The following is a 20,647-nucleotide window of genomic DNA, read 5'->3' as shown; positions in this document are numbered from 1 at the left end:
CGGGGCTGCTTTAGTGACCCGCCTTCTTCGGTACGATCTTGCGCAAGATCTGCCGGGCCCGGCCAGTCAGCTGTTTCAACTTCGATTCCTTCTCCGGCGCGCTGAGGCCCTGTTGCCTGAGCCAGTCCTTCCAGCGAATCCGCTCATCGCGCACCAGCCAGCCTTCCTGCTGGGCAAAACTTTCGGCCAGGTACAACCCGCGCGTGCTCGCCGGCACCAGTTGATCCTTCTTCAGGGTATACAGCTCGGCGCAAGGCTGGCCGTCCTTCAGGGGCATCAGGTACAAGTCCGGGCGCTGGCGGTCCAGGCGTGCCACCAGTTGATCGCCCTCCAGGCGTTCATCGACATGGAACAAGCTCAGGGACTTGGCTTCCTTCGGCACTTCCAGGCGCAGGTCGTAGATCAATTGCAGTGAGGCCGTGGGCAGGTGCACATAGGCCCGCGGGCGTTCGATCAACTGCATGTTGGCGCAGCGCACCGGGCGGGCGGCGCCGGACAACGGCGACAGACGAAACGGCAAGGCCTCACGGTAATGCAGCGCGCTGGAGTAGGGCGCCGGCAGCCAGGTATCGTTGAAACGTCCGCCCAGCCAGCCCTCCGGGGTTTCCAGCAGGCATTCCTCGGCGATTTCCTGAATGGCGGTGTGCAGCGGCAGGTTCAACTCGTGGGCCGGCACGTAGCCGGAAATCAACTTGAGCACCACATCGCCACGGTCCTGGCGACGCTGGCGCACCAGCACCCAGTAATCGCGGTTTTGCCAATGCAATGTCAGGCGCACCGACACCCCGAGGTTGGCCAGTTCCAGGGCGAAGCGCTCGGCGTCTGCCACTTCTACCGGCTTGCGCCGCTGCAGGGTCTGGGCAAAATTGAGCGGCATGCCCACGCTCTGGTAGCTCAGGCCTTCGGGGGTGGCTTCGACGTACAGCGGCAGTGTTTTAAAGTTGCTGGGGTTTTTTCTTATGAGCGTTCGCGGCATGTCGGCTCCTTCTTGCGTCGGGGTCGGCCGCGTCGGCGGCATCAGGATTGGCGAATGATCTTGGCAGCGGTTGCCACATTGTGGGCAAGGTGCAACGGGTTGATGGTCCCGACAATAGCACTGGCCACGCCCGTTTGCGCAAACAACAAGATGAAACTGGCATGAATTGGATCCACTCCTGGCTCAAGGCAGGCATGACCACTGGCCAGGGCCTTTTTCACCAGGATGCCTTTGCCGTGGGCGGCGGCGTAATCAATCACGGCCTTTTCGTTTTGTTCGTTCAGATTGTAGGTGACCATGGCGCAATCACCTTGTTCCAGAGCCTTCACGCCGCCTTCGACGGTTTTGCCGGAGAAGCCGAAACCGCGAATCTTGCCCTCGGCCTTGAGGTCCGCCAGGGTCTGGTAGACCTCGCAGTCGTTGAGGATATGCAAGTCGTTACCATCGGAGTGCACCAGCACCAGGTCGATAAAATCCGTTTCCAGGCGTTTCAGGCTGCGCTCCACGGACAGCCGGGTGTGGGCTGCGCTGAAATCGTGATGGGACACGCCGTCGACAAATTCTTCGCCGACCTTGCTGACAATTACCCAATCCTGGCGCTGACCACGCAGCAGCGGGCCCAGGCGTTCTTCGCTGTGGCCGTAGGCGGGGGCGGTGTCGATCAGGTTGATCCCCAGCTCGCGCGCCTGGCGCAGTAACATCCGCGCCTGCTCATCATCGGGAATCTGGAAACCATTGGGGTACTTCACGCCCTGGTCGCGCCCCAGCTTCACGGTGCCCAGGCCCAGTGGCGACACCAACAGGCCGGTGCTGCCCAGGGGGCGATGAAGGTCGTGCAGGGTCGGCAGGCTCATGGCAACAATTGCTCCCAGGCAGGTTGGGCGATGGCTGGGCGCGGCAGTTCCGGCAAGGGTTCGCTGGGTGCTGGCTGGATGCCGTCACGTTCCAGGGCGTTGAGCACTCGGTCGGCGAAGTCCGGCGCCAGGGCCAGCTTGGTTGGCCAGCCCACCAGCAGGCGGCCCTGTTCGGCGAGGAACGCGTTGTCCGGCCGGGTCAGGCCTGATTGCAGGGGCTCGGCGCGATCTACACGCAAGGTTGCCCATTGGGTCTGGCTCATATCGATCCACGGCAGCAACTGCGCCAGCTCCTTTTGCGCCGTGGCGATCTGCTCGGCGGGCGTGCGGTGCACACCTTCGGCCTCGGCGATATCGCCGCCCATGTACCACACCCAATTGCCATCGGCGGCCGGGTGCGTGGTGATGGTGATCCGTGGCTTGGTACCGCCACCCAGGCAATGTGCGTACAAGGGTTTGAGGCCAGGGCCCTTGGCGATGATCATATGCAGCGGGCGCTTTTGCATGGCTGGCTGGCTCAGGCCCAGGGCCGTCAGCAACTCGGCGGTGCCACCGCCGGCACTCAGCACGATGCGCTGGGCGCGAATCGCCCGGCCATCGACTTTCAGGCCAACCAGGATGCCACCCTCAAGCAGTGGCTCGATCTGTTGCCCGGCGAGCAGGCCGTCACCGGCCAGTTGCGCCAGGCGTTCGATCAGGCTCGGCACATCCACCACCAGTTCGGCCAGGCGATAGACCTTGCCCTTGAAGCGACGGTCTTGCAGGGCCGGCGGCAAATCGTCGCCCTTGACCTGGTCGACACGGCCGCGCACCGCTTTGCTGGCGAAGAAACTGGTGAGATTGCCGGCCAGGGTGCCCGGCGACCACAGATAATGGGCCTGGGACAGCAGGCGCACGCCTGTCAGGTCCAACTCGCCTGTGCCCGCCAGCGCTTCACGCCAGCGTCGCGGCATGTCGGCAATGGCTTCGGAGGCGCCGGTCAGGGCGCCGTGCAAGGCGTATTTCGCACCACCGTGAATGATCCCCTGGGACTTCACGCTCTGCCCGCCACCCAGGGTCGCGTTCTCCACCACAATCGTGGAAAACCCCTGGCTGCGCAGGCGCGCATTGAGCCAGAGGCCGGCAACCCCGGCGCCGACAATCAGGACGTCGGTGGAAATAACGGATGGCATGGGGCGACCTCAGTGTTCAGAACAAGAGGCCAAGTATACAGACTCGACGGCGGGATCTTTGCTCAGGATCAACAACTGTAGGAGGTCAGTGCCCTGCCGTTTTCGAAAACAACTGAATCACCACCACTCCCAGCACAATCAAACCCATCCCGAGCATCGCCGGCAGATCGAGCTTCTGCCCATAGATAAACAGCGCCGCGATGCTGACCATGACGATCCCCAGCCCCGCCCACACCGCGTAGGCCACGCCCACCGGAACGGTGCGCACCACCAGGGTCAGCATCCAGAACGCCACGCCGTAACCCACGATCACCAACAGCAGAGGAATCGGCGTGCTCCAGCCCTTGATCGCTTTCATGGAAACGGTGGCGATCACTTCCGAGCAAATGGCAATGGCCAGATAGTAGTAGGCGGCGGTCATGGGGCAATCCTCGGAATGGGCTCAATACTGTAGGAGCGAGCTTGCTCGCGAAAATCGTTAACGATTACGCGTATAACCTGGTTGAACGTGGTGTTCTTGGGTTTTTCGCGAGCAAGCTCGCTCCTACAAAGGTGGGCATTTTAGTGCGTTCTCAGATGGGGTAAAGTCATTACCTATCCGAATTCAAGATAGGTTTAACCCATGAGCGTGCAATGGAACCTGGAGCAGATGCGCCTGTTTGTCAGCGTCGCCGAACAGCGCTCGTTTTCGGCGGTGGCGCGGGACCAGCGCAAGGCGCAATCAGCGGTAAGTAGTGGTATTGCCTTGCTGGAGGCCGACCTGGGCGTGAGCCTGTTTGATCGTAGCAGCGGCCGCCAGCCCCGGTTGACCGAGGCCGGCACGGTGCTGCTGGAGGAGGCCCGGGAAGTGCTGCGCCAGTGCGAGCGCCTCAATGGCCGCGCCTTGTCCCTGATGCGTGGCGAAGAAGCACGGCTGCGCCTGGCCCAGGACGAAGCCATGCTGTATCAGCCGGTACTCGACAGCCTTGAGGCGCTGGCCGGGAAGTTTCCTAGCCTGGAAGTGCAATTGTCGAGCACGGCCCAGGGGGATGTCGCACGCAAATTAGTCGAGCGCAAAGCGGACTTGGGATTGCTGTTCTATCACGACCAGATCCCCGAAGCGCTTGAGCGGCGGGTGGTCGGCAGTGTGGAGATGGTCACGGTGTGCGGCGTCGGCCATCCACTGGCCAGCGGTGGTTTTGTCGATTGCCAGCGCCTGGCGCAGTTTCGCCAGTTGCTGATGTCGACCCAGACCAGTGTCTACCCCGGCAGCGAAGCGGCCAGCCCGCAGGTCTGGCGTGCCGACAGTTTCTATGTGTTGGCCGAGTGGCTGGCCCGTGGCCTGGGTTGGGCCTGGTTGCCGCGGCATGTGGTGCAATACCCGACCTATCACGGGCAGATGGTCGAGTTGGATAGCGAATGGACGCCGCCGGCCCTGGTGGTGGAGCTAGTCTGGCGCCGGGATGAACCCCTGGGCCCGGCGGCGCGCTTTCTTGCCGAACGGTTTACCGAGTGTTTGCAGGCGATCGGCTGAAAAAGTCGATAAACTCCGCCGCCATGAATAGAACTCTCTACAGCTGTCTGTTTTATCTGGCGCTACCGTTGGTGGCCTTACGTCTATGGCTACGGGCACGCAAGGCGCCGGCCTACGCCAAGCGCGTCAGCGAGCGCTTTTCCTACGGTTTGCCGGTACTCAAGCCCGGCGGGATCTGGGTGCACGCGGTGTCGGTGGGCGAGAGCATCGCTGCCGCGCCGATGATCCACGGTTTGCTGGAGCGCCACCCTGGATTGCCGATCACCGTCACCTGTATGACGCCCACCGGTTCCGAGCGGATCCAGGCGTTGTTCGCCAATGAGCCGCGCATCCAGCATTGCTACCTGCCCTATGACTTGCCGTGTGCGGCCAAGCGTTTTCTGGACCGGGCCCAGCCCAGGCTTGCGGTCATCATGGAGACCGAGTTGTGGCCCAACCATATCCACCAATGCGCCAAGCGCGGGATTCCCGTGGCCCTGGCCAATGCGCGGCTGTCGGCCCGCTCTGCCAAGGGCTACGGACGTTTCGCCAAACTGACAGCACCGATGCTGGCAGAAATGAGCCTGTTCGCCGTGCAGACCGCCACCGAGGCCGAGCGTTTTCGCAGCCTGGGCGCACGCCCGGAAACGGTCGAAGTCACCGGCTCGATCAAGTTTGACCTGACCATTGACCCACAATTGCTGGAGCGTGCCGCCGCGTTGCGCGAGCAGTGGCAGGCCAGCGAGCGCCCGGTGTGGATCGCGGCCAGTACCCACGAGGGTGAAGATGAAGTGGTGCTGGCGGCCCACCGGCAGTTGCTGGTCAGCTATCCCAACGCCCTGTTGATTCTGGTGCCCCGGCATCCGGAGCGTTTCAACACGATGTTTGAGCTGTGCCAGCAGCAGGGTTTTGCCACGGTACGGCGCTCCAGCGGCGCGCCGGTCAACGCCCAGACCTCGGTGTTGCTGGGCGACACCATGGGCGAGTTGCTGTTTTTGTATGCCTTGGCCGACAGCGCTTTTGTCGGCGGCAGCCTGGTGCCCAATGGGGGGCACAACCTGCTGGAGCCCGCAGCGTTGGCCAAACCGGTGATCAGCGGCCCGCATCTGTTCAACTTCCTCGAAATCGCCGCGATGATGCGCGAAGCCGGGGCGTTGCGGGAGGTGGAGGATGCCGAGGGATTGGCCGAGGCAGTGCGGCAGTTGTTTGAACTGCCGCAGGATGCCCAGAAGATGGCGCAGGCGGGGCTCAAGGTGATGCAGGGCAATCAGGGGGCGTTGAAGCGCTTGCTCGATGGCCTCGATCGCCTGATCAACCGCTGACCTTGTGGGAGCAAGCCCGCTCCCACATTTTATTATGCGGTGGGTTTAGTAGCCGGGGCGGGCCTTCAGTTGTTCGGCCGCAGCCTTGGCCAGGTCTGGCGGCAGGAAGTCCTTGTCCGGGTTGTAGTCAGCCTTCAGGTAGCGCGCCAGGTCCTGCAAGTCCCCCGGGTTCAATGTCCCCGCCGCCTGCTTCAAGCGCAGGTTGTCGAGGATGTAGTCGTAGCGGCTGTTGTTGTAGTTGCGCACCGACGCGTAGAGCTGGCGCTGCGAATCCAGCACATCGACGATATTGCGTGTGCCCACCTGGTAACCGATTTCCGTGGCTTCCACTGCGCTCTGGTTGGAGATGATCGACTGGCGGCGTGCCTGCACCTGTTCCACATCGGTATTCACTGCGCGGTGCAGGTTGCGGGTGTTTTCCACCACCTGGCGGCGCAGGCCTTCGCGTTGCTGCTCGGTCTGGCCCAGGCGCGAATAGGATTCGCGCACTTGGGAGCTGGTGAGGCCGCCGCTGTACAGCGGGATATTCAGGCGCAGGCCGATGGTGCGTTGTTCGACATCGCCGCGATACGGCTGGCCGAAGGCATTGGGGTTGCTGAAACCCAGGGCGTCGTTGTCGCCTTTCTCGTATTGCGCCACGGCGTCCAGGGTCGGCGCGTGGCCGGCCTTGCGTTGCTTGAGGGTTTCTTCGGCGGCGGTGACTGCATAGTTGCTGGCCAGCAAATTCAGATTCTGCCGGCCGGCGGTGTCGACCCAGGCCTTGGCGTCGTTGGGCGACGGCGGCAATACCGGCAGGGTGTGGACGATGCCCTGGATCGCGTTGTACTGGCGGTTGGTCAGGGTGATCAGCGCTTCAAACGCGTCATCCACCTGGCGCTGGGCGAGGATCCGGTTGGCCCGCGCGGTGTCGTAGCTGGCCTGGGATTGCAGCACGTCGGTCTTGTCCGACAGGCCCACGTCGAAACGTTCGTTGGACTGGTCCAGTTGGCGCTTGAAGGCAGCCTCTTCGGCCTTGGTCGAGGCCAGGTTGTCCTGGGCGCGCAGCACGGAGAAGTAGTTTTCGGCGCTTTGCAGGATCAGTTCCTGTTCGGTGGCCGAGAGTTGCAGCGCAGCCTGCTCGTTGACCGCTTCGGCGGCTTGCAACTGGAACCAGCGGTCGGCACGGAACAGCGGCTGGCTCAAGGTTGCGCGCCAGGTATGGGCGTCGCGATTGGCGGTGGCCGACGGTGTGTCGATCTGGGTGCGCACATTGTTGATGTCGGCACCGGCCGAGAGATTGGGCAGCAGGCCGGCACGGGCCTGGGGCACCACTTCTTTCTGCGCGCCGTATTGCGCACGGGCGGCGGCCAGGTCGGCATTATTGTCCACCGCTTCCTGGTAGACGCTGACCAGGTCGGTTTTGGTCGACAAGGGCGCTTCAACTGCCCAGACCATTCCATTGGTCGCACAAGACACGGCAAGAGCCAGTGAAAGTTTGCGCAGCATGAGGCGATTCCTAGATAAATATTACGGTGATAATTTAGCGCCCAAGGCTACGACGAGCAATCCATAGCGTCAAGGCGTTGAGACAGTAGCCGAGTGTAGTGGCCGTATCACGGCGCAACAATCCTGTAATTGCGCCATTCATCACGCTGAATGCACCGCTATTGGCAATTTGCCTGCTCCATGGTCTAGACTGGCCGCGTTCTTGTCGGGGTGCCTTGTTATGAGGCTGAGATCGGTAAATACCGGATCCCGTTGAACCTGATCAGGTTAGCGCCTGCGTAGGGAACAAGATTTCTCGTCACCCGGCGAGTCCTCTTGTGCTTCGTCCGGGATGTTGTTCGACAATCGAACAGCCCTCGTGCGCCAAGCACAGCACTGGTTCCAGTGCGTCCGTCCGTCACAGGTTCGCTCCGACAAAAATCCACTGCCTGGATGTGTCTGGAGAGCCCGTGATGAGTACAAAACTAAAAAACACCGTGCATTTGAGTGAGTCGGCCAAGGTTGACTCGGGATCCGTGCAGCCGTTTACCCGCTCGCAAAAAGTCTATGTGCAGGGCACCCGCCCGGACATCCGCGTACCGATGCGCGAAATCAGCCTCGACGTGACGCCTACCGACTTCGGCGGCGAAATCAATGCGCCTGTGGTGGTCTACGACACCTCCGGCCCGTACACCGACCCGAATGTCATCATTGACGTGCGCAAGGGCCTGGGCGATGTGCGTTCGCCGTGGATCGAATCCCGTGGCGACACCGAGCGTCTGTCGGGCCTCAGTTCGCACTTCGGCCAGCAGCGCCTGAGCGACGCCGAACTGACCGCCCTGCGTTTTGCCCACGTGAAAAACCCGCGCCGCGCCAAGGCCGGGGCCAACGTCACGCAAATGCACTACGCGCGCCAGGGCATCATCACCGCCGAGATGGAATACGTCGCCATCCGCGAAAACATGAAGCTTGAAGAAGCCCGCGCCGCCGGTCTTCTGACCCAGCAACACGCCGGCCACAGCTTCGGCGCCAGCGTGCCGAAAATCATCACCCCCGAATTTGTGCGCGAAGAAATCGCCCGCGGCCGGGCGATCATCCCGGCCAACATCAACCACACCGAACTGGAACCGATGATCATCGGCCGTAACTTCCTGGTGAAGATCAACGGCAACATCGGCAACAGCGCCCTGGGCTCGTCCATCGAAGAAGAAGTGGCGAAACTCACCTGGGGCATTCGCTGGGGTTCGGACACCGTGATGGACCTGTCCACCGGCAAGCACATCCACGAAACCCGCGAGTGGATCATCCGTAACTCGCCGGTGCCGATCGGTACGGTGCCGATCTACCAGGCCCTGGAAAAAGTCGGTGGCGCTGCCGAAGACCTGACCTGGGAGCTGTTCCGCGACACCCTGATCGAGCAGGCCGAGCAGGGCGTCGACTACTTCACCATCCACGCCGGCGTGCTGTTGCGCTATGTACCGCTGACCGCCAAGCGTGTCACCGGTATCGTTTCCCGTGGCGGCTCGATCATGGCCAAGTGGTGCCTGGCGCATCACAAAGAGAACTTCACCTACACGCATTTCGATGAAATCTGCGAAATCATGAAGGCCTACGACGTCAGCTTCTCCCTCGGCGATGGCCTGCGTCCGGGGTCGATTGCCGACGCCAACGACGCCGCGCAGTTCGGTGAGCTGGAAACCCTTGGCGAATTGACCAAGATCGCCTGGAAGCACGACGTACAAACCATGATCGAAGGCCCGGGCCACGTGCCGATGCAGTTGATCAAGGAGAACATGGACAAGCAGCTGGAGTGCTGTGACGAAGCGCCGTTCTACACCCTCGGCCCGCTGACCACTGACATTGCACCGGGCTACGACCACATCACCTCCGGCATCGGCGCGGCGATGATCGGCTGGTTCGGTTGCGCGATGCTCTGCTACGTCACGCCCAAGGAGCACCTGGGCTTGCCGAACAAGGATGACGTGAAGACCGGGATCATCACCTACAAGATCGCGGCCCATGCGGCAGACTTGGCAAAAGGTCATCCGGGCGCACAGATCCGTGACAACGCCTTGAGCAAGGCGCGGTTCGAGTTCCGTTGGGAAGACCAGTTCAACCTCGGCCTGGACCCGGACACCGCGCGCTCCTACCACGATGAAACCCTGCCCAAGGATTCGGCCAAGGTCGCGCATTTCTGCTCGATGTGCGGGCCGAAATTCTGTTCGATGAAAATTACCCAGGAAGTGCGCGAGTACGCGGCCAACCAGCGTATCGAGGCGGTGGATGTGGATGTGGCCAAGGGCTTGGCCGAGCAGGCGGAGCGGTTCAAGCAGGAAGGCAGCCAGCTCTACAAAAAGGTCTGATCCGAGATCGCAGGCGCCTGTAAGGGCCTCATCGCGAGCAAGCCCGCTCCCACTCGATCGAGCTCCACATGGAATGCGATCGAATGTGGGAGCGGGCTTGCTCGCGAAAGCAATCTCTCAAACAACCAATACTCCTCAGAGATTCCACCCCCGAGCATTCAACCGAGTACCTACTCTCCCGACATTGCAGTCCCCATAGACAAACGTGTCTTCGGCGCCCGCGATCTGTTCTCCCTGTGGTTCTCCCTCGGTATCGGCCTGATGGTCCTGCAAACCGGTGCGCTGCTGGCCTGGCTGGGTGGTATCAGCACCTATCATCTGTTGGCCAATCTGTACCCGGATATCGGCGCAACCCTGCCGGCACTGGCGCTGACAGGGCTGCTGCAATTTATCCTCGGGCGCGCCTTCAGTGGCGCACGGGCACCAGTTCAGGCTTGATGATGCCGTCGAGGCGCGCATAAGGGATCTGCAACTCGACGTGGCCCATGGCGTAGGGCGCAATCGTGGTCGTAGGGTACTTGAGCACCACTGCTCCATAGGTCAGCGCCACGTTCGGGGTTTTCTGGAAGGGCCAGCTTTTCACGTAGTCCGGCTCCAGGCTCAGGCGGGTGCTGATCAGCCAACTGTTGTGGGCCACCTGGGCGGCTTTCCAGAACGCGTCTTCCTTGCCGGGACGCAGCATGTCCGCGAGGGTCAGGTTTTTTTGCTGCTGGCGCGAGTAGTTGATGAAGCCGCGGCCAGGTTCGCCATGGGCACCGCCGGTGTCCAGGTAGCTGGACAGCTCGATGATCACCAAGCCGTCATGCTGCTCCCGTACCTTGGCCTGCAAGTACATGCTGTTGCGCGGGCCGGATTCGCGCAGGAATTTTTCCCGATAGGCGTTCAGCGACGCCGGCAGTGGCGCGCCGGGGGTGGTGCGGGTCATTTCCAGCAGGCGCTGCTCGATCAGCGCATCGAGCTTGGGCTCGCTGGCGAAATGCACGGTGTCGATGTTCACCAGTGGGCAATCGGCAGTGGTGCAGCCGGGTTGCACCACTTCGGATGCATCGCGGGTGGCTTCCAGCGGCGCTCGGTAGCTGGGTTGGAACAGGCTCTGGCAAGCGCCGAGGGTCAAGGCAATACAGGCCACGGAGGCGACTTTTAACAGCGACATGGGCGTCCTTCATAAAGCGGAGAAGAGCGAAAGATATGGGGCTTCGACTACCGGCATCCCAGTCAGTTCGCCACTAAGCTGATTACAGTGAGTTTGACCTGAGCCGCCTGTCCCGGCAACCGCAAAGGGGCTGCACCGAGGGACGCGGGCGCTGTAGGATGGCGCGATGCCAAGACACACACCGCAATAAACGAGGGTTGATATGACCGACAGTGCGAAATCGACGCCGAACAGAATTGAAGTGGTTCAGCGCGACAATGCCTACCAGGGCTTCTACAAGCTCGATCGCGTGCAGCTGCGTCACGAGCTGTTCGACGGTGGCATGAGCCGGGTGATCGATCGTGAAGTCTTTGTGCGCCATGACGCGGTGTGTGTACTGCCCTACGACCCGCAACGTGATCAAGTGGTACTGATCGAGCAATTTCGAGTTGGCGCCATGGGCCGCACCGACAACCCCTGGCTGGTGGAGATGGTTGCCGGGCTGATCGACAAGGACGAGCAACCGGAGGAGGTTGCACACCGCGAAGCCGAGGAGGAAGCTGGGTTGACCTTCAGCGCGCTGTGGCCGATCACCCAGTATTTCCCCTCGCCAGGGGGCAGCACCGAATTCGTCCACCTGTTTTTGGGGCGTTGCGACAGTAGCGGTGCTGGCGGCATTCATGGCCTGGCCGAAGAAGCAGAAGATATCCGCGTCACCGTGTGGGCCTTTGAAGATGCCCTGCAAGCGGTACGCGACGGTAAGATTTCCAACGCAGCCAGCATTATCGCCCTGCAATGGCTTGCGCTTAATCGCGCGGAAGTGAGGGGGCTATGGCAGTAAAGGCACGGGAACGTTACCGGGTCGACCTGATCGGCTTGCAAGCCGCTTGCGAGGCCAACTACGCACGGCTGATGCGCTTGCTGCCGGACATGCGCCACACGCCCGAGGCGCGGCGCATTGCCGTGACCCATGGCGACCAGATGCTCGGCGTGCTGACCCTGGAAGTGATCCTCACTTGCCCGTATACCAGCACCTTGCGCGTGCGCCAGGAACACAGCCTGCCATGGTTGCCGGTGCCGCAGTTGGAAGTGCAGGTGTATCACGATGCGCGGATGGCCGAGGTGATCAGCGCCGAACATGCGCGGCGCTTTCGCAGCATCTATCCTTATCCCAATGTGTTCATGCACCAGCCCGATGAGAAAGCACAGCTCAATGTGTTCCTCGGTGAATGGTTGAGCCATTGCCTGGCCTTGGGCCATGAGTTTGAAGTCGTGCGGTAGATGTGAACTGCGTCTGCTTCACAGGTTTCCTCTTTGCGTCCTGCCCCAGCATAATTGCGCCCATTGCCCATTTTTCGTGATCGCCCTGGGAGAACGCCTTGCCGAGCGTATCCACCGTGAACCCTGATGCACCGGCGTTGCTGGTGCAACTGTCTGACAGCCACTTGTTTGCCGAGGCCGACGGTACGCTGCTGGGCATGAATACCCGTGACAGCCTGCAACGGGTGATCGAGCTGGTGCGGGCCCGGCAGCCGCAGATTGATTTGCTGCTGGCCACCGGCGACTTGTCCCAGGACGGTACGCTTGAGTCCTACCAGCTGTTTCGCGACCTGACCCAGCCAATCGGCGCCCCGGCGCGCTGGATTCCCGGCAACCACGATGAGCCGCAAATCATGGCCCAGGCGACCATGGGCAGTGCGTTGCTGGAGTCGGTGGTGGATGTGGGCAACTGGCGCATTACCTTGCTGGACTCCGCCGTGCCGGGTTCGGTGCCGGGTTATCTGGCCGAGCCGCAACTGCAACTGCTGGCGCAAGCCTTGAGTGAAGCGCCGGGTCGCCATCATCTGGTCTGCTTCCATCATCACCCCGTGCCCATTGGCAGTGCCTGGATGGAGCCCATCGGTTTGCGAAACCCCGAGGCGCTGTTTGCTGTGCTCGACCGTTTTCCCCAGGTGCGGGCGGTGTTGTGGGGGCATGTGCACCAGGAGATCGACCGGGAACGCAACGGCGTGCGCCTGCTGGCGTCGCCGTCGACCTGCATCCAGTTCGCCCCGGGCAGTGAGGATTTCAAGGTCAGCGAAGAGGCACCGGGCTATCGCTGGCTGCGTCTGCATCCCGATGGGCGGTTGGAAACAGGCGTGGAGCGGGTCCAGGGGTTTGCATTCACCGTCGATTACGGTAGCACTGGCTACTGATGGCGATAGTCCCGGGCTAACCTCACCACCGTGACGCCTTGCCCCAGATGCCGCAGCGATGGCTGGATCAGCACGCAATTGTCATACGGTGTGACGATCTCGCGCTGAGCATCTCGGGCGATCACCGTTCCAGCGTGAGTGATCCGCTCCAGTCCACGGAAATCATCAGTGAAACTGAAGTCCATGCTGTGGGCGATCACCGGGTCGGTGACTTGCAGGCATTGCTGGGGCGCAGGCTTTTCCTGGCTAAGAAACCTCGACACATCAGCCTCGGCAACTGCTTGAGTCGCAATCAGGAAGCGTGCTGTCACATCGAGGGCGACGTATTCACTCTTTTTTGAAAAATGCTGGCCCGTCTCGATCAGCAGCGCATTCTTGGGGCTGGCGGCATCGCCAAACCCACCGTAGTCACGCATGCGCCGGCCGTTGGCATGGCCGGCGTCTGCGACGATGGTTGCAGGTACACCTAATGATTGGGCGAACTCCAAGCCTTTGGCGCATGCACCGCACATCATCAGCGGCGGGGATTCTTCGTGCATTGAGTGGATATCGAGCAACAAATCAACACTGTCGATCAGCGGTCGTAACTCCCGTGCTCGGCGCAGTTCGGCGGAGTCGCGCGGGCCGTCGAGGGCCGATGGCAGCCAGACACGGTTCATGTCCTCGTCAATAAAGCGGGTCGCATCAATGTCCTGTGGGTCGAAGCGTTGATAGGCCTGTATGTTGGCAAACCCCAGTGACAACCGCCCCTGGCGCGGGCGCACCCCACTGCGTAACAGGGTATCCACCGCGATTGCCCCACTGACTTCATTGCCATGGGTCAGCGCCATGACCAGCACATGCGGTCCTGGCTTGCCGCTGTCGAAGCTGTGGATGTAGTCGATTCCACAGTTACCGGTTTTCCATTGGCTCAGGTCAGGGAACTGGACTTCCACGGGGTAGGGTTTGAGTGATGCACGAACCTGCTCAAGGGTTTTCATTTCAGTCTCCGACTGACCGATGTGTGTACTTGTCGCGAGGGGGTGGGGCGCGACAAGCAGGAAGAGTGTGTTTAATTGGCAGCGGGGTGGGTGCCGCGCATGCGGCGGCCCAGGCAGACAATCGCCAGTACGCTGATCAAAATGGTCGCCATCACATAAAAACTGGGGGCCAGCTTGCTGCCGGTGGCGTCGATCATCCAGGTCACGATCAATGGCGCAAAGCCACCAAATAGAGTGACGGAAAAGTTGTAGCTCAGCGCCAGACCGGTCCCGCGAATACTGGTTGGGAAGATGTCGGCAAGCATCGCCGGAATCGGCCCCAGGCAGGCGGCGATCAGCACACCGACAATCGCTTGCACAATCAGCAGCGTAGTGAAGCTTGGGAAGGTATTAAGCAGAACGAACATCGGATAAGACGAAAACCCGGTAATCAGCAATGCGATCGTCAGTACCCGAAAACGTCCGTGGCGATCGGATAAACCGCCAAATATCGGAGCCATCAGCATCAGCGTGATGCCGGTCATCAGCGCCCCTAGATACGAGGAGGTGGCGGTGATATTCAGTTGTTTCAGGGCGTAGATAGGCATGTACAGCTTGTGCACGTAGTTGAACGCTGTCGCACCGGCCACCACCCCGATAGCCAGTAACAGGCTGACGTGTCCTTTGATCAACACATCTCGTAGCGGCGTCCTCACCACTGTGCTGGCTACGGTTTTCTTGAAGTCCGGGGTTTCATCGATTTGCGTGCGAATGTAGAAACCCACCGGCCCGATCAGCAGGCCGAAGCCGAATGCCACGCGCCAACCCCAGTCGTTCAACTGCACATCCGACAGCGCATAGCTGAGGATTGCACTGACACCTGCGGCCAGTACCGTTGCCAGCCCCTGGGTCGACAATTGCCAACTGGCAAAGAAACCACGACGCTTGGCATCTGCATGTTCGACCATAAACGCGGTGGCCGCACCAAACTCACCGCCCGTAGAAAACCCCTGGAGCATGCGCGCAACGATGATCAACAGCGGTGCTGCCAAGCCGATCTGCTCATAGGTCGGGGCGAAGGTAATCATTGCGGTGCCGATCAGCATGATCATGATGGACATCGTCAACGATGCCTTTCGGCCAGCCCTGTCGGTGTATGAACCGAGCACGATGGCACCTAGCGGGCGCATCAGGAAGGAAATGCCAAACGAGCCTACGGCCAGCAACAGTGAGGTGGTTTCGTTATCGGACGGGAAAAACTGTTTGCTGATAACTACCGCAAAATAGCCGTAGATCAGCAAATCATAAAACTCCAGCGCGTTGCCGACACTGGCAGCGATGATTTCCTTCCATGGACCTCGCTGGGTTGGAGCCTGTGCCGATGATAAGACGGATGATGGGACTGTCATGGATGTGCACCGGGTCTGTTTCACAGTTGGCATTCGGATTTGCCGAGCCGCAGCGCGGCCTGGCGAGATCGAAGGCATTAATTGTTATGGGTGAAAGCCCGGGTGAAATTGAATCAAGTGCGGGCCAACAGCAATTGCTGTTTCGGCACAGGTTTGAGCTGTTTTGGCACGGGGCCGACAGGCATTGGGATTTACGCGTCTTTAAGTTGATGCAACGACAGCGTCACAGGCCTTCCCAGATATTCATGACCATTTCGCTCTGGTTGGTGCGCAGGCGATGCAGCGAGACGTCGAAGGCCACGTGAAACTCGGGGCCGCCTGCAATCACCAACTCGCCCGAGGCCAGGGCACCTTTGACCACCATGCGCGGCAGCCACGCCAGGCCTCTGCCACGCTTGGCCATTTCCAGGATGGCGTCATAAGAATCAGCCTGGTAGACCATCCGCAACGCTAGGTGCTGTGGTAACCGCTCCAGGTGCTGGGCCAGCACGCCGCGTAGGGCCAGGGAGGGTGAGAAGGCCAGCCACGGGATGCTCAGGGCGTTATGATCGACGGATATCCGCTGTCGCGGCTGCGCCTTTGTGTCTGGCGCGCTGACCGGCAGCAGTTCCTCATTGGCCAGTACTCGGGAGTCGAAACGCTCCGGGTCCAACAGCGTATGGGTCAATGGGCTGGAAAAGCTCAACAGCAGGTCGACCTCGCCGGCGGACAACTTACTGATCGCTTCTTGCGCCCCGCTGGTGACCAATGACACCGCAAAATTGCCCAGGCGCTGGTGCAATGACTCGTACCAGTCCGGGAAAAAATCGCAGGCCAGGGTCCGACCGGTGGCGATGCGCACGGGTTCGTCGCGGCTCAGGGTGGTGCCTTTGAATTGCGCTCTGACAGCGGTCAGCAATTGCAGTGATTGTGTCGCAGCATCCAGGAACAGCGCGCCGCAAGGCGTCAGTGACAGGGGTTGTTTGCGCTCGATCAATGGCGTGCCGACCCATTCTTCCAGCGCCCGGATACGTCGGCCGAACGCGGGGTGCGTGACACAGCGATTTTCGGCGGCACGCGACAGGCTGCGGGTGCGGGCCAGTTCGATAAAATCCTCAAGCCATTCAAGTTGCATGCGGTTTTCCTGCTTGGCGGCTCATCAACGCGGCGGAACCGATAGTACCGCCAGCGGCGATGGGCTGCACCCACAACCCCCCCGTTCCCTGTAAACTGCGCCCCTTTGGCCGATAACGCACGGAGAGCCCGGCATGTCCGCTTCGATCTTGTATATCCACGGTTTCAACAGCGCGCCAGCCTCGACCAAGGCCCGCCAACTGATGGGCGTGATGGACAGTCTGGGTCTGGCCGACCAGCTACGGGTGCCGGCCCTGCATCACCACCCGCGCCAGGCGATTGCCCAGCTGGAGCAGGCGATCAGCGAGCTGGGGCGGCCACTGCTGGTCGGCAGCTCACTCGGCGGCTACTATGCAACCCATCTTGCCGAACGCCATGGTCTCAAGGCCCTGTTGGTCAACCCGGCGGTCAGCCCCCATCGCATGTTCGACGGTTACCTGGGCACCCAGAAGAACCTCTACACCGATGAAACCTGGGAATTGACCCACGATCACGTCGCGGCCCTGGCTGAGCTTGAAGTGGCGGCGCCCCAGGATGCCCAGCGCTATCAGGTATGGTTGCAGACCGGGGACGAAACACTGGATTATCGCCTCGCCGAGCAGTATTACCGGGCCTGTGCCTTGCGTATCCAGGCCGGCGGCGACCACAGTTACCAGGGCTTTGGCCGACAGTTGCCGGCGCTGTTGAGTTTTGCCGGCATTGGCGCAGATCAGTACCAATCCTTCGATTTCACGGCATTGTGAAACCGCAGGTTACTTTTTAATCGAACGACTCACGATGAGACCCCATGGCCACTCCCAGCGCTAGCTCTTATAACGCCGACGCCATCGAAGTCCTCTCGGGCCTCGACCCGGTGCGCAAACGCCCCGGCATGTACACCGACACCAGTCGGCCGAACCACCTTGCCCAGGAAGTCATCGACAACAGCGTCGACGAAGCCTTGGCCGGGCACGCCAAGTCGGTACAGGTCATTTTGCACGCCGACCATTCCCTGGAAGTGTCCGACGACGGGCGCGGCATGCCGGTGGACATTCACCCGGAAGAAGGGGTATCGGGTGTCGAGCTGATCCTCACCAAGCTCCACGCGGGCGGTAAGTTCTCCAACAAGAACTATCAGTTTTCCGGCGGCTTGCACGGTGTGGGTATTTCCGTGGTCAACGCCCTGTCCACGCAGGTTCGGGTCAAGGTCAAGCGCGACGGCAACGAATACCAGATGACCTTCGCCGATGGCTACAAAGCCACTGAGCTGGAAGTGGTCGGCACCGTCGGCAAGCGCAATACCGGGACCAGTGTGTACTTCGCGCCGGACCCGAAATACTTCGACTCCCCCAAATTCTCCATCAGCCGCCTCAAGCACGTACTCAAGGCCAAGGCCGTATTGTGCCCGGGGCTGCTGGTCAGTTTCGAAGACAAAGGCACCGGCGAAAAGGTCGAGTGGCATTACGAAGACGGTCTGCGCTCCTATCTGGAAGATTCGGTCAGCGACTTCGAACGCCTACCCAATGAGCCTTTCTGCGGCAGTTTGGCGGGCAATAAGGAAGCGGTTGACTGGGCGCTATTGTGGTTGCCCGAGGGCGGCGACAGTGTCCAGGAAAGCTACGTCAACCTGATCCCCACTGCCCAGGGCGGCACCCACGTCAACGGTTTGCGCCAGGGTTTGCTGGATGCCATGCGCGAGTTCTGCGAATACCGCAGCCTGCTGCCGCGCGGCGTGAAGCTGGCGCCGGAGGACGTCTGGGAGCGCATCGCCTTCGTTCTGTCGATGAAAATGCAGGAGCCGCAATTCTCCGGCCAGACCAAGGAACGCCTGTCGTCCCGTGAGGCGGCGGCGTTTGTCTCGGGTGTGGTCAAGGACGCGTTCAGCCTGTGGCTCAACGAGCACCCGGAGCTGGGCCTGGCCCTGGCCGAGCTGGCGATCAACAACGCGGGGCGTCGTCTCAAGGCCAGCAAAAAGGTCGAGCGCAAGCGCATCACCCAGGGCCCGGCATTGCCCGGCAAGCTGGCAGACTGCGCCGGGCAGGACCCGATGCGCTCCGAACTGTTTTTGGTGGAAGGTGATTCTGCCGGCGGTTCCGCCAAGCAAGCGCGGGATAAAGAGTTCCAGGCGATCCTGCCGTTGCGCGGCAAGATCCTCAATACCTGGGAAGTCGACGGCAGCGAAGTGCTGGCCAGCCAGGAAGTGCACAACATCGCCGTGGCCATCGGCGTCGATCCGGGCGCCGAGGACATGAGCCAACTGCGCTACGGCAAGATCTGCATCCTCGCCGACGCCGACTCCGACGGCCTGCACATTGCTACTTTGCTCTGCGCACTGTTCGTCCAGCATTTCCGCCCGCTGGTGGATGCCGGTCACGTCTATGTCGCCATGCCACCGCTGTACCGTATCGACCTGGGCAAAGAGATCTACTACGCCCTGGACGAAGCCGAGCGCGACGGGATCCTCGACCGCCTGGTGGCCGAGAAGAAGCGCGGCAAGCCGCAAGTCACTCGATTCAAAGGCCTGGGTGAAATGAACCCGCCGCAACTGCGGGAAACCACCATGGACCCGAACACCCGGCGCCTGGTGCAGTTGACCCTGGAAGACTACGCCGCCACCTCGGAAATGATGGACATGCTGCTGGCCAAGAAGCGCGCCGGTGACCGCAAGGCCTGGCTGGAGTCCAAAGGCAACCTGGCCGAGGTATTGGGCTGATGCGCAGCGGTTTCGCCCTGGCGATACTGTTGTTGAGTGGGTTGGCAGTGGCCGAACCTGCGGTTGAGCTCAAGTTGTTGTCCGAACACCCGGTCGAGGGCATGCGCGGCGGTAACCTGTCGGGCCTGGCCTTGTGCGGCAAGGACTTGTGGACGGTCTCCGACCGCGACGACGACCAGATCTACCGCCTCGATACCCGTGCCGAGACCTGGCAGGCCGAAACGGTCAGGATCGACGTGCCGCCAGTGCCTGAATCGGGCTTGCCGTGGGGCTTGCGCGCACGCACCACGGCGGCTTCGGTGATTCGTGGCGGCGACCTGGATTTTGAAGGCATCAGCTGTGACGCCGCGGGTAATCGTTATATCGTCAGCGAAGCCCACGCGGCGGTGCTGCAGGTACCGGCAAGTGGGGATCCGGAATGGCTGAAGATTGCCCCTGGGATGGTTCGCGAGGCGCGGGCCAGTGGCCTGTTGCTGCACTTCAATGCCTTGTTTGAAGGCCTGGCGGTCAACCCCGAGGGCAATCAGATCTGGCTGGCGGCCGAACGTGAACGGCGCGGGCTGATTTCGATCAAGCGTGGGCAAAGCGTTTGGGATTGTGACGGGCCGTGCGTGCTGTTGAGCGAGGCTGGCCAGGAAATGCAACCCGCGCAGTTTCCGGGCGCCAAGGCCGTTTCCAAGGATTTTGCTGACCTTGCGCTGTTCAACGGCAAGCTGTTTACCCTGGAGCGCAATGCGTTCCAGATCTGCCGGCGCGACAGCGTGACGGCCAAGGTCGAGCGGTGCTGGTCGTACGCCGATGAGGCCCTGGTGCCGAATCGACGTTATCCCCAGAGCTATGGCCTGGCGGAAGCCTTGCTGATTGATGCCGAGGGCGCCTGGGTGGGTATCGACAATAATTTCGGCGCCCGGGCCGATGGTGAAAAACGCCCGGTGGTCTACCGTTTTGCTGCGCCGGCCGGTGGTTGGAGCGCCCAGCCATGAGCGCGCAAGCGCCTGGCAAGCGCGCCGGACGTATATTGATGTTCGTGGCGTGGGGCGCCGGGCTGTTTCTGGCAACACGGTTTTTTGGGCAATGGGAAGCGCGTCAGGAAAACCCCAACGCCGTGGTCACCTCGCAGCAACACGCGGGTTATATAGAAGTGAAACTGGTCGGCAACGGCCAGGGGCATTTTGTTGCCACTGGCCAGATCAACGGCCAGCCGGTGGATTTCATGCTCGATACCGGCGCCACCGACGTGGCGGTACCGGCCGAGCTGGCCGAACGCCTGGGGCTCAAGCGCGGTTTGCCGGTGACTTTGAGCACCGCCAACGGCCGCAGCCAGGGCTATCGTACCCACCTCGACCGCCTGCAACTGGGCGATATCGTCTTGCAGGACGTGCGTGCCCTGGTGGCGCCGGGCCTGGGTGGCGAGCAAGTGCTGTTGGGCATGAGCGCATTGAAACAACTTGAATTTACCCAGCGCGGCGGCACCATGCTGCTGCGCCAGACCAGACAATGATGA

19 protein-coding genes, 1 pseudogene and 1 riboswitch are annotated in these 20,647 nt (G+C 61.5%); of the genes and pseudogenes, 11 read left to right on the top strand and 9 right to left on the bottom strand.

Going from position 1 to position 20,647, the window contains the following annotated elements; all coding sequences use genetic code 11:
- Positions 1-10: 10 nt before the first annotated feature.
- The 4 genes from H097_RS20585 to H097_RS20570 form a co-directional block, all read right to left on the bottom strand.
- On the bottom strand, positions 11-976 hold the full coding sequence (locus tag H097_RS20585) for a hypothetical protein (protein WP_032862097.1): 966 nt from the start codon (positions 974-976) through the stop codon (positions 11-13).
- 41 nt (positions 977-1,017) lie between these two features.
- The gene (locus H097_RS20580) at positions 1,018-1,830 is read right to left on the bottom strand and encodes an aldo/keto reductase (protein ID WP_032862096.1); all 813 of its coding nucleotides are present in this window, start codon (positions 1,828-1,830) and stop codon (positions 1,018-1,020) included.
- The gene (locus H097_RS20575) at positions 1,827-3,002 is read right to left on the bottom strand and encodes an FAD-dependent oxidoreductase (RefSeq protein ID WP_032862095.1); all 1,176 of its coding nucleotides are present in this window, start codon (positions 3,000-3,002) and stop codon (positions 1,827-1,829) included. Before H097_RS20575 ends, H097_RS20580 begins: the two co-directional genes overlap by 4 nt.
- Positions 3,003-3,087: 85 nt before the next feature.
- Complete coding sequence (locus H097_RS20570) at positions 3,088-3,423, bottom strand: multidrug efflux SMR transporter (RefSeq protein ID WP_032862093.1); 336 nt, start codon at positions 3,421-3,423, stop codon at positions 3,088-3,090.
- A 201-nt stretch (positions 3,424-3,624) separates the two neighbouring features.
- Here H097_RS20570 and H097_RS20565 point away from each other — a divergent pair, with 201 nt between their 5' ends.
- Both H097_RS20565 and waaA read left to right on the top strand, forming a co-directional pair.
- A complete protein-coding gene (locus H097_RS20565; protein WP_032862092.1) occupies positions 3,625-4,515 on the top strand; it encodes a LysR family transcriptional regulator in 891 nt (296 codons plus the stop codon).
- Between the two features lie 23 nt (positions 4,516-4,538).
- Complete coding sequence (waaA, locus tag H097_RS20560) at positions 4,539-5,816, top strand: lipid IV(A) 3-deoxy-D-manno-octulosonic acid transferase (protein ID WP_032862091.1); 1,278 nt, start codon at positions 4,539-4,541, stop codon at positions 5,814-5,816.
- A 45-nt stretch (positions 5,817-5,861) separates the two neighbouring features.
- Here waaA and H097_RS20555 read toward each other — a convergent pair whose 3' ends face one another.
- Positions 5,862-7,301, bottom strand: a complete 1,440-nt coding sequence (locus H097_RS20555) for a TolC family outer membrane protein (RefSeq protein WP_032862089.1) — start codon at positions 7,299-7,301, stop codon at positions 5,862-5,864.
- A gap of 196 nt (positions 7,302-7,497) precedes the next feature.
- Positions 7,498-7,603, top strand: a riboswitch (TPP riboswitch).
- Positions 7,604-7,753: 150 nt separating this feature from the next.
- Here H097_RS20555 and thiC point away from each other — a divergent pair.
- Together thiC and H097_RS28245 are read left to right on the top strand one after the other, a co-directional pair.
- The gene (gene thiC / locus H097_RS20550; RefSeq protein WP_032862087.1) at positions 7,754-9,643 is read left to right on the top strand and encodes a phosphomethylpyrimidine synthase ThiC; all 1,890 of its coding nucleotides are present in this window, start codon (positions 7,754-7,756) and stop codon (positions 9,641-9,643) included.
- A gap of 141 nt (positions 9,644-9,784) precedes the next feature.
- Positions 9,785-10,036 (top strand): annotated as a pseudogene (locus H097_RS28245) (putative hydroxymethylpyrimidine transporter CytX); the annotation flags it as partial.
- Positions 10,037-10,049: 13 nt separating this feature from the next.
- Here the strand turns inward: H097_RS28245 and H097_RS20545 are convergent.
- Complete coding sequence (locus tag H097_RS20545) at positions 10,050-10,796, bottom strand: RsiV family protein (protein ID WP_032862086.1); 747 nt, start codon at positions 10,794-10,796, stop codon at positions 10,050-10,052.
- Positions 10,797-10,998: 202 nt separating this feature from the next.
- On the opposite strand from H097_RS20545, the gene H097_RS20540 reads away from it, so the two are divergent.
- The 3 genes from H097_RS20540 to cpdA all read left to right on the top strand — a co-directional run bounded on the left by H097_RS20540 (position 10,999) and on the right by cpdA (position 12,970).
- On the top strand, positions 10,999-11,616 hold the full coding sequence (locus H097_RS20540) for an NUDIX domain-containing protein (protein ID WP_032862084.1): 618 nt from the start codon (positions 10,999-11,001) through the stop codon (positions 11,614-11,616).
- Positions 11,607-12,056, top strand: coding sequence for a DUF1249 domain-containing protein (locus H097_RS20535; protein WP_032862082.1), 450 nt, complete (start codon positions 11,607-11,609; stop codon positions 12,054-12,056). Before H097_RS20540 ends, H097_RS20535 begins: the two co-directional genes overlap by 10 nt.
- A gap of 98 nt (positions 12,057-12,154) precedes the next feature.
- A complete protein-coding gene (gene cpdA / locus H097_RS20530; protein WP_032862081.1) occupies positions 12,155-12,970 on the top strand; it encodes a 3',5'-cyclic-AMP phosphodiesterase in 816 nt (271 codons plus the stop codon).
- On the opposite strand, the gene H097_RS20525 is transcribed toward cpdA, so the two are convergent.
- From H097_RS20525 to H097_RS20515, 3 genes are all read right to left on the bottom strand, one after another.
- Positions 12,964-13,950, bottom strand: coding sequence for a M14 family metallopeptidase (locus H097_RS20525; RefSeq protein ID WP_032862079.1), 987 nt, complete (start codon positions 13,948-13,950; stop codon positions 12,964-12,966). The genes cpdA and H097_RS20525 overlap by 7 nt on opposite strands.
- A gap of 71 nt (positions 13,951-14,021) precedes the next feature.
- Positions 14,022-15,338 carry an MFS transporter gene (locus H097_RS20520; RefSeq protein ID WP_032862078.1) on the bottom strand — a complete coding sequence of 439 codons (1,317 nt, stop codon included), beginning with the start codon at positions 15,336-15,338 and terminating at the stop codon, positions 14,022-14,024.
- Positions 15,339-15,561: 223 nt separating this feature from the next.
- Complete coding sequence (locus H097_RS20515; protein ID WP_032862077.1) at positions 15,562-16,452, bottom strand: LysR substrate-binding domain-containing protein; 891 nt, start codon at positions 16,450-16,452, stop codon at positions 15,562-15,564.
- A gap of 133 nt (positions 16,453-16,585) precedes the next feature.
- Between H097_RS20515 and H097_RS20510 the strand changes: the two genes are divergently transcribed.
- Genes H097_RS20510 through H097_RS20495 form a run of 4 tightly spaced genes read left to right on the top strand, consistent with a single transcriptional unit; the run spans position 16,586 to position 20,644 of the window.
- Positions 16,586-17,194 (top strand): YqiA/YcfP family alpha/beta fold hydrolase, encoded by a 609-nt coding sequence (locus H097_RS20510; RefSeq protein ID WP_032862076.1) that lies wholly within the window; start codon positions 16,586-16,588, stop codon positions 17,192-17,194.
- A gap of 44 nt (positions 17,195-17,238) precedes the next feature.
- Positions 17,239-19,143 (top strand): DNA topoisomerase IV subunit B, encoded by a 1,905-nt coding sequence (parE, locus tag H097_RS20505; protein WP_032862074.1) that lies wholly within the window; start codon positions 17,239-17,241, stop codon positions 19,141-19,143.
- Entirely contained in the window at positions 19,143-20,126 is a 984-nt protein-coding gene (locus H097_RS20500; protein ID WP_032862073.1) for an esterase-like activity of phytase family protein, read from the top strand. The genes parE and H097_RS20500 overlap by 1 nt, the downstream gene beginning before the upstream one ends.
- Positions 20,123-20,644 carry a TIGR02281 family clan AA aspartic protease gene (locus H097_RS20495; RefSeq protein WP_032862072.1) on the top strand — a complete coding sequence of 174 codons (522 nt, stop codon included), beginning with the start codon at positions 20,123-20,125 and terminating at the stop codon, positions 20,642-20,644. Before H097_RS20500 ends, H097_RS20495 begins: the two co-directional genes overlap by 4 nt.
- The last annotated feature ends 3 nt before the right edge of the window (positions 20,645-20,647 follow it).

Origin of the sequence: Pseudomonas sp. FH4 (assembly GCF_000510915.2) — a bacterium.
Taxonomy (GTDB): domain Bacteria; phylum Pseudomonadota; class Gammaproteobacteria; order Pseudomonadales; family Pseudomonadaceae; genus Aquipseudomonas; species Aquipseudomonas brenneri.
Note: the sequence above shows the minus strand (reverse complement) of the source record. Positions and strands in the feature narration are given on the sequence as shown.

Bases quoted from the DNA above. Each gene is read 5' to 3' on its own strand.
- H097_RS20515 (WP_032862077.1), bottom strand. From the start codon at position 16,452: ATGCAACTTGAATGGCTTGAGGATTTTATCGAACTGGCCCGCACCCGC.
- H097_RS20575 (WP_032862095.1), bottom strand. From the start codon at position 3,002: ATGCCATCCGTTATTTCCACCGACGTCCTGATTGTCGGCGCCGGGGTT.
- H097_RS20565 (WP_032862092.1), top strand. From the start codon at position 3,625: ATGAGCGTGCAATGGAACCTGGAGCAGATGCGCCTGTTTGTCAGCGTC.
- H097_RS20495 (WP_032862072.1), top strand. From the start codon at position 20,123: ATGAGCGCGCAAGCGCCTGGCAAGCGCGCCGGACGTATATTGATGTTC.
- parE (WP_032862074.1), top strand. From the start codon at position 17,239: ATGGCCACTCCCAGCGCTAGCTCTTATAACGCCGACGCCATCGAAGTC.
- H097_RS20510 (WP_032862076.1), top strand. From the start codon at position 16,586: ATGTCCGCTTCGATCTTGTATATCCACGGTTTCAACAGCGCGCCAGCC.
- thiC (WP_032862087.1), top strand. From the start codon at position 7,754: ATGAGTACAAAACTAAAAAACACCGTGCATTTGAGTGAGTCGGCCAAG.
- H097_RS20585 (WP_032862097.1), bottom strand. From the start codon at position 976: ATGCCGCGAACGCTCATAAGAAAAAACCCCAGCAACTTTAAAACACTG.
- H097_RS20525 (WP_032862079.1), bottom strand. From the start codon at position 13,950: ATGAAAACCCTTGAGCAGGTTCGTGCATCACTCAAACCCTACCCCGTG.
- H097_RS20500 (WP_032862073.1), top strand. From the start codon at position 19,143: ATGCGCAGCGGTTTCGCCCTGGCGATACTGTTGTTGAGTGGGTTGGCA.
- waaA (WP_032862091.1), top strand. From the start codon at position 4,539: ATGAATAGAACTCTCTACAGCTGTCTGTTTTATCTGGCGCTACCGTTG.
- H097_RS20570 (WP_032862093.1), bottom strand. From the start codon at position 3,423: ATGACCGCCGCCTACTACTATCTGGCCATTGCCATTTGCTCGGAAGTG.
- H097_RS20535 (WP_032862082.1), top strand. From the start codon at position 11,607: ATGGCAGTAAAGGCACGGGAACGTTACCGGGTCGACCTGATCGGCTTG.
- H097_RS20520 (WP_032862078.1), bottom strand. From the start codon at position 15,338: ATGACAGTCCCATCATCCGTCTTATCATCGGCACAGGCTCCAACCCAG.
- H097_RS20540 (WP_032862084.1), top strand. From the start codon at position 10,999: ATGACCGACAGTGCGAAATCGACGCCGAACAGAATTGAAGTGGTTCAG.
- H097_RS20545 (WP_032862086.1), bottom strand. From the start codon at position 10,796: ATGTCGCTGTTAAAAGTCGCCTCCGTGGCCTGTATTGCCTTGACCCTC.
- H097_RS20580 (WP_032862096.1), bottom strand. From the start codon at position 1,830: ATGAGCCTGCCGACCCTGCACGACCTTCATCGCCCCCTGGGCAGCACC.
- H097_RS20555 (WP_032862089.1), bottom strand. From the start codon at position 7,301: ATGCTGCGCAAACTTTCACTGGCTCTTGCCGTGTCTTGTGCGACCAAT.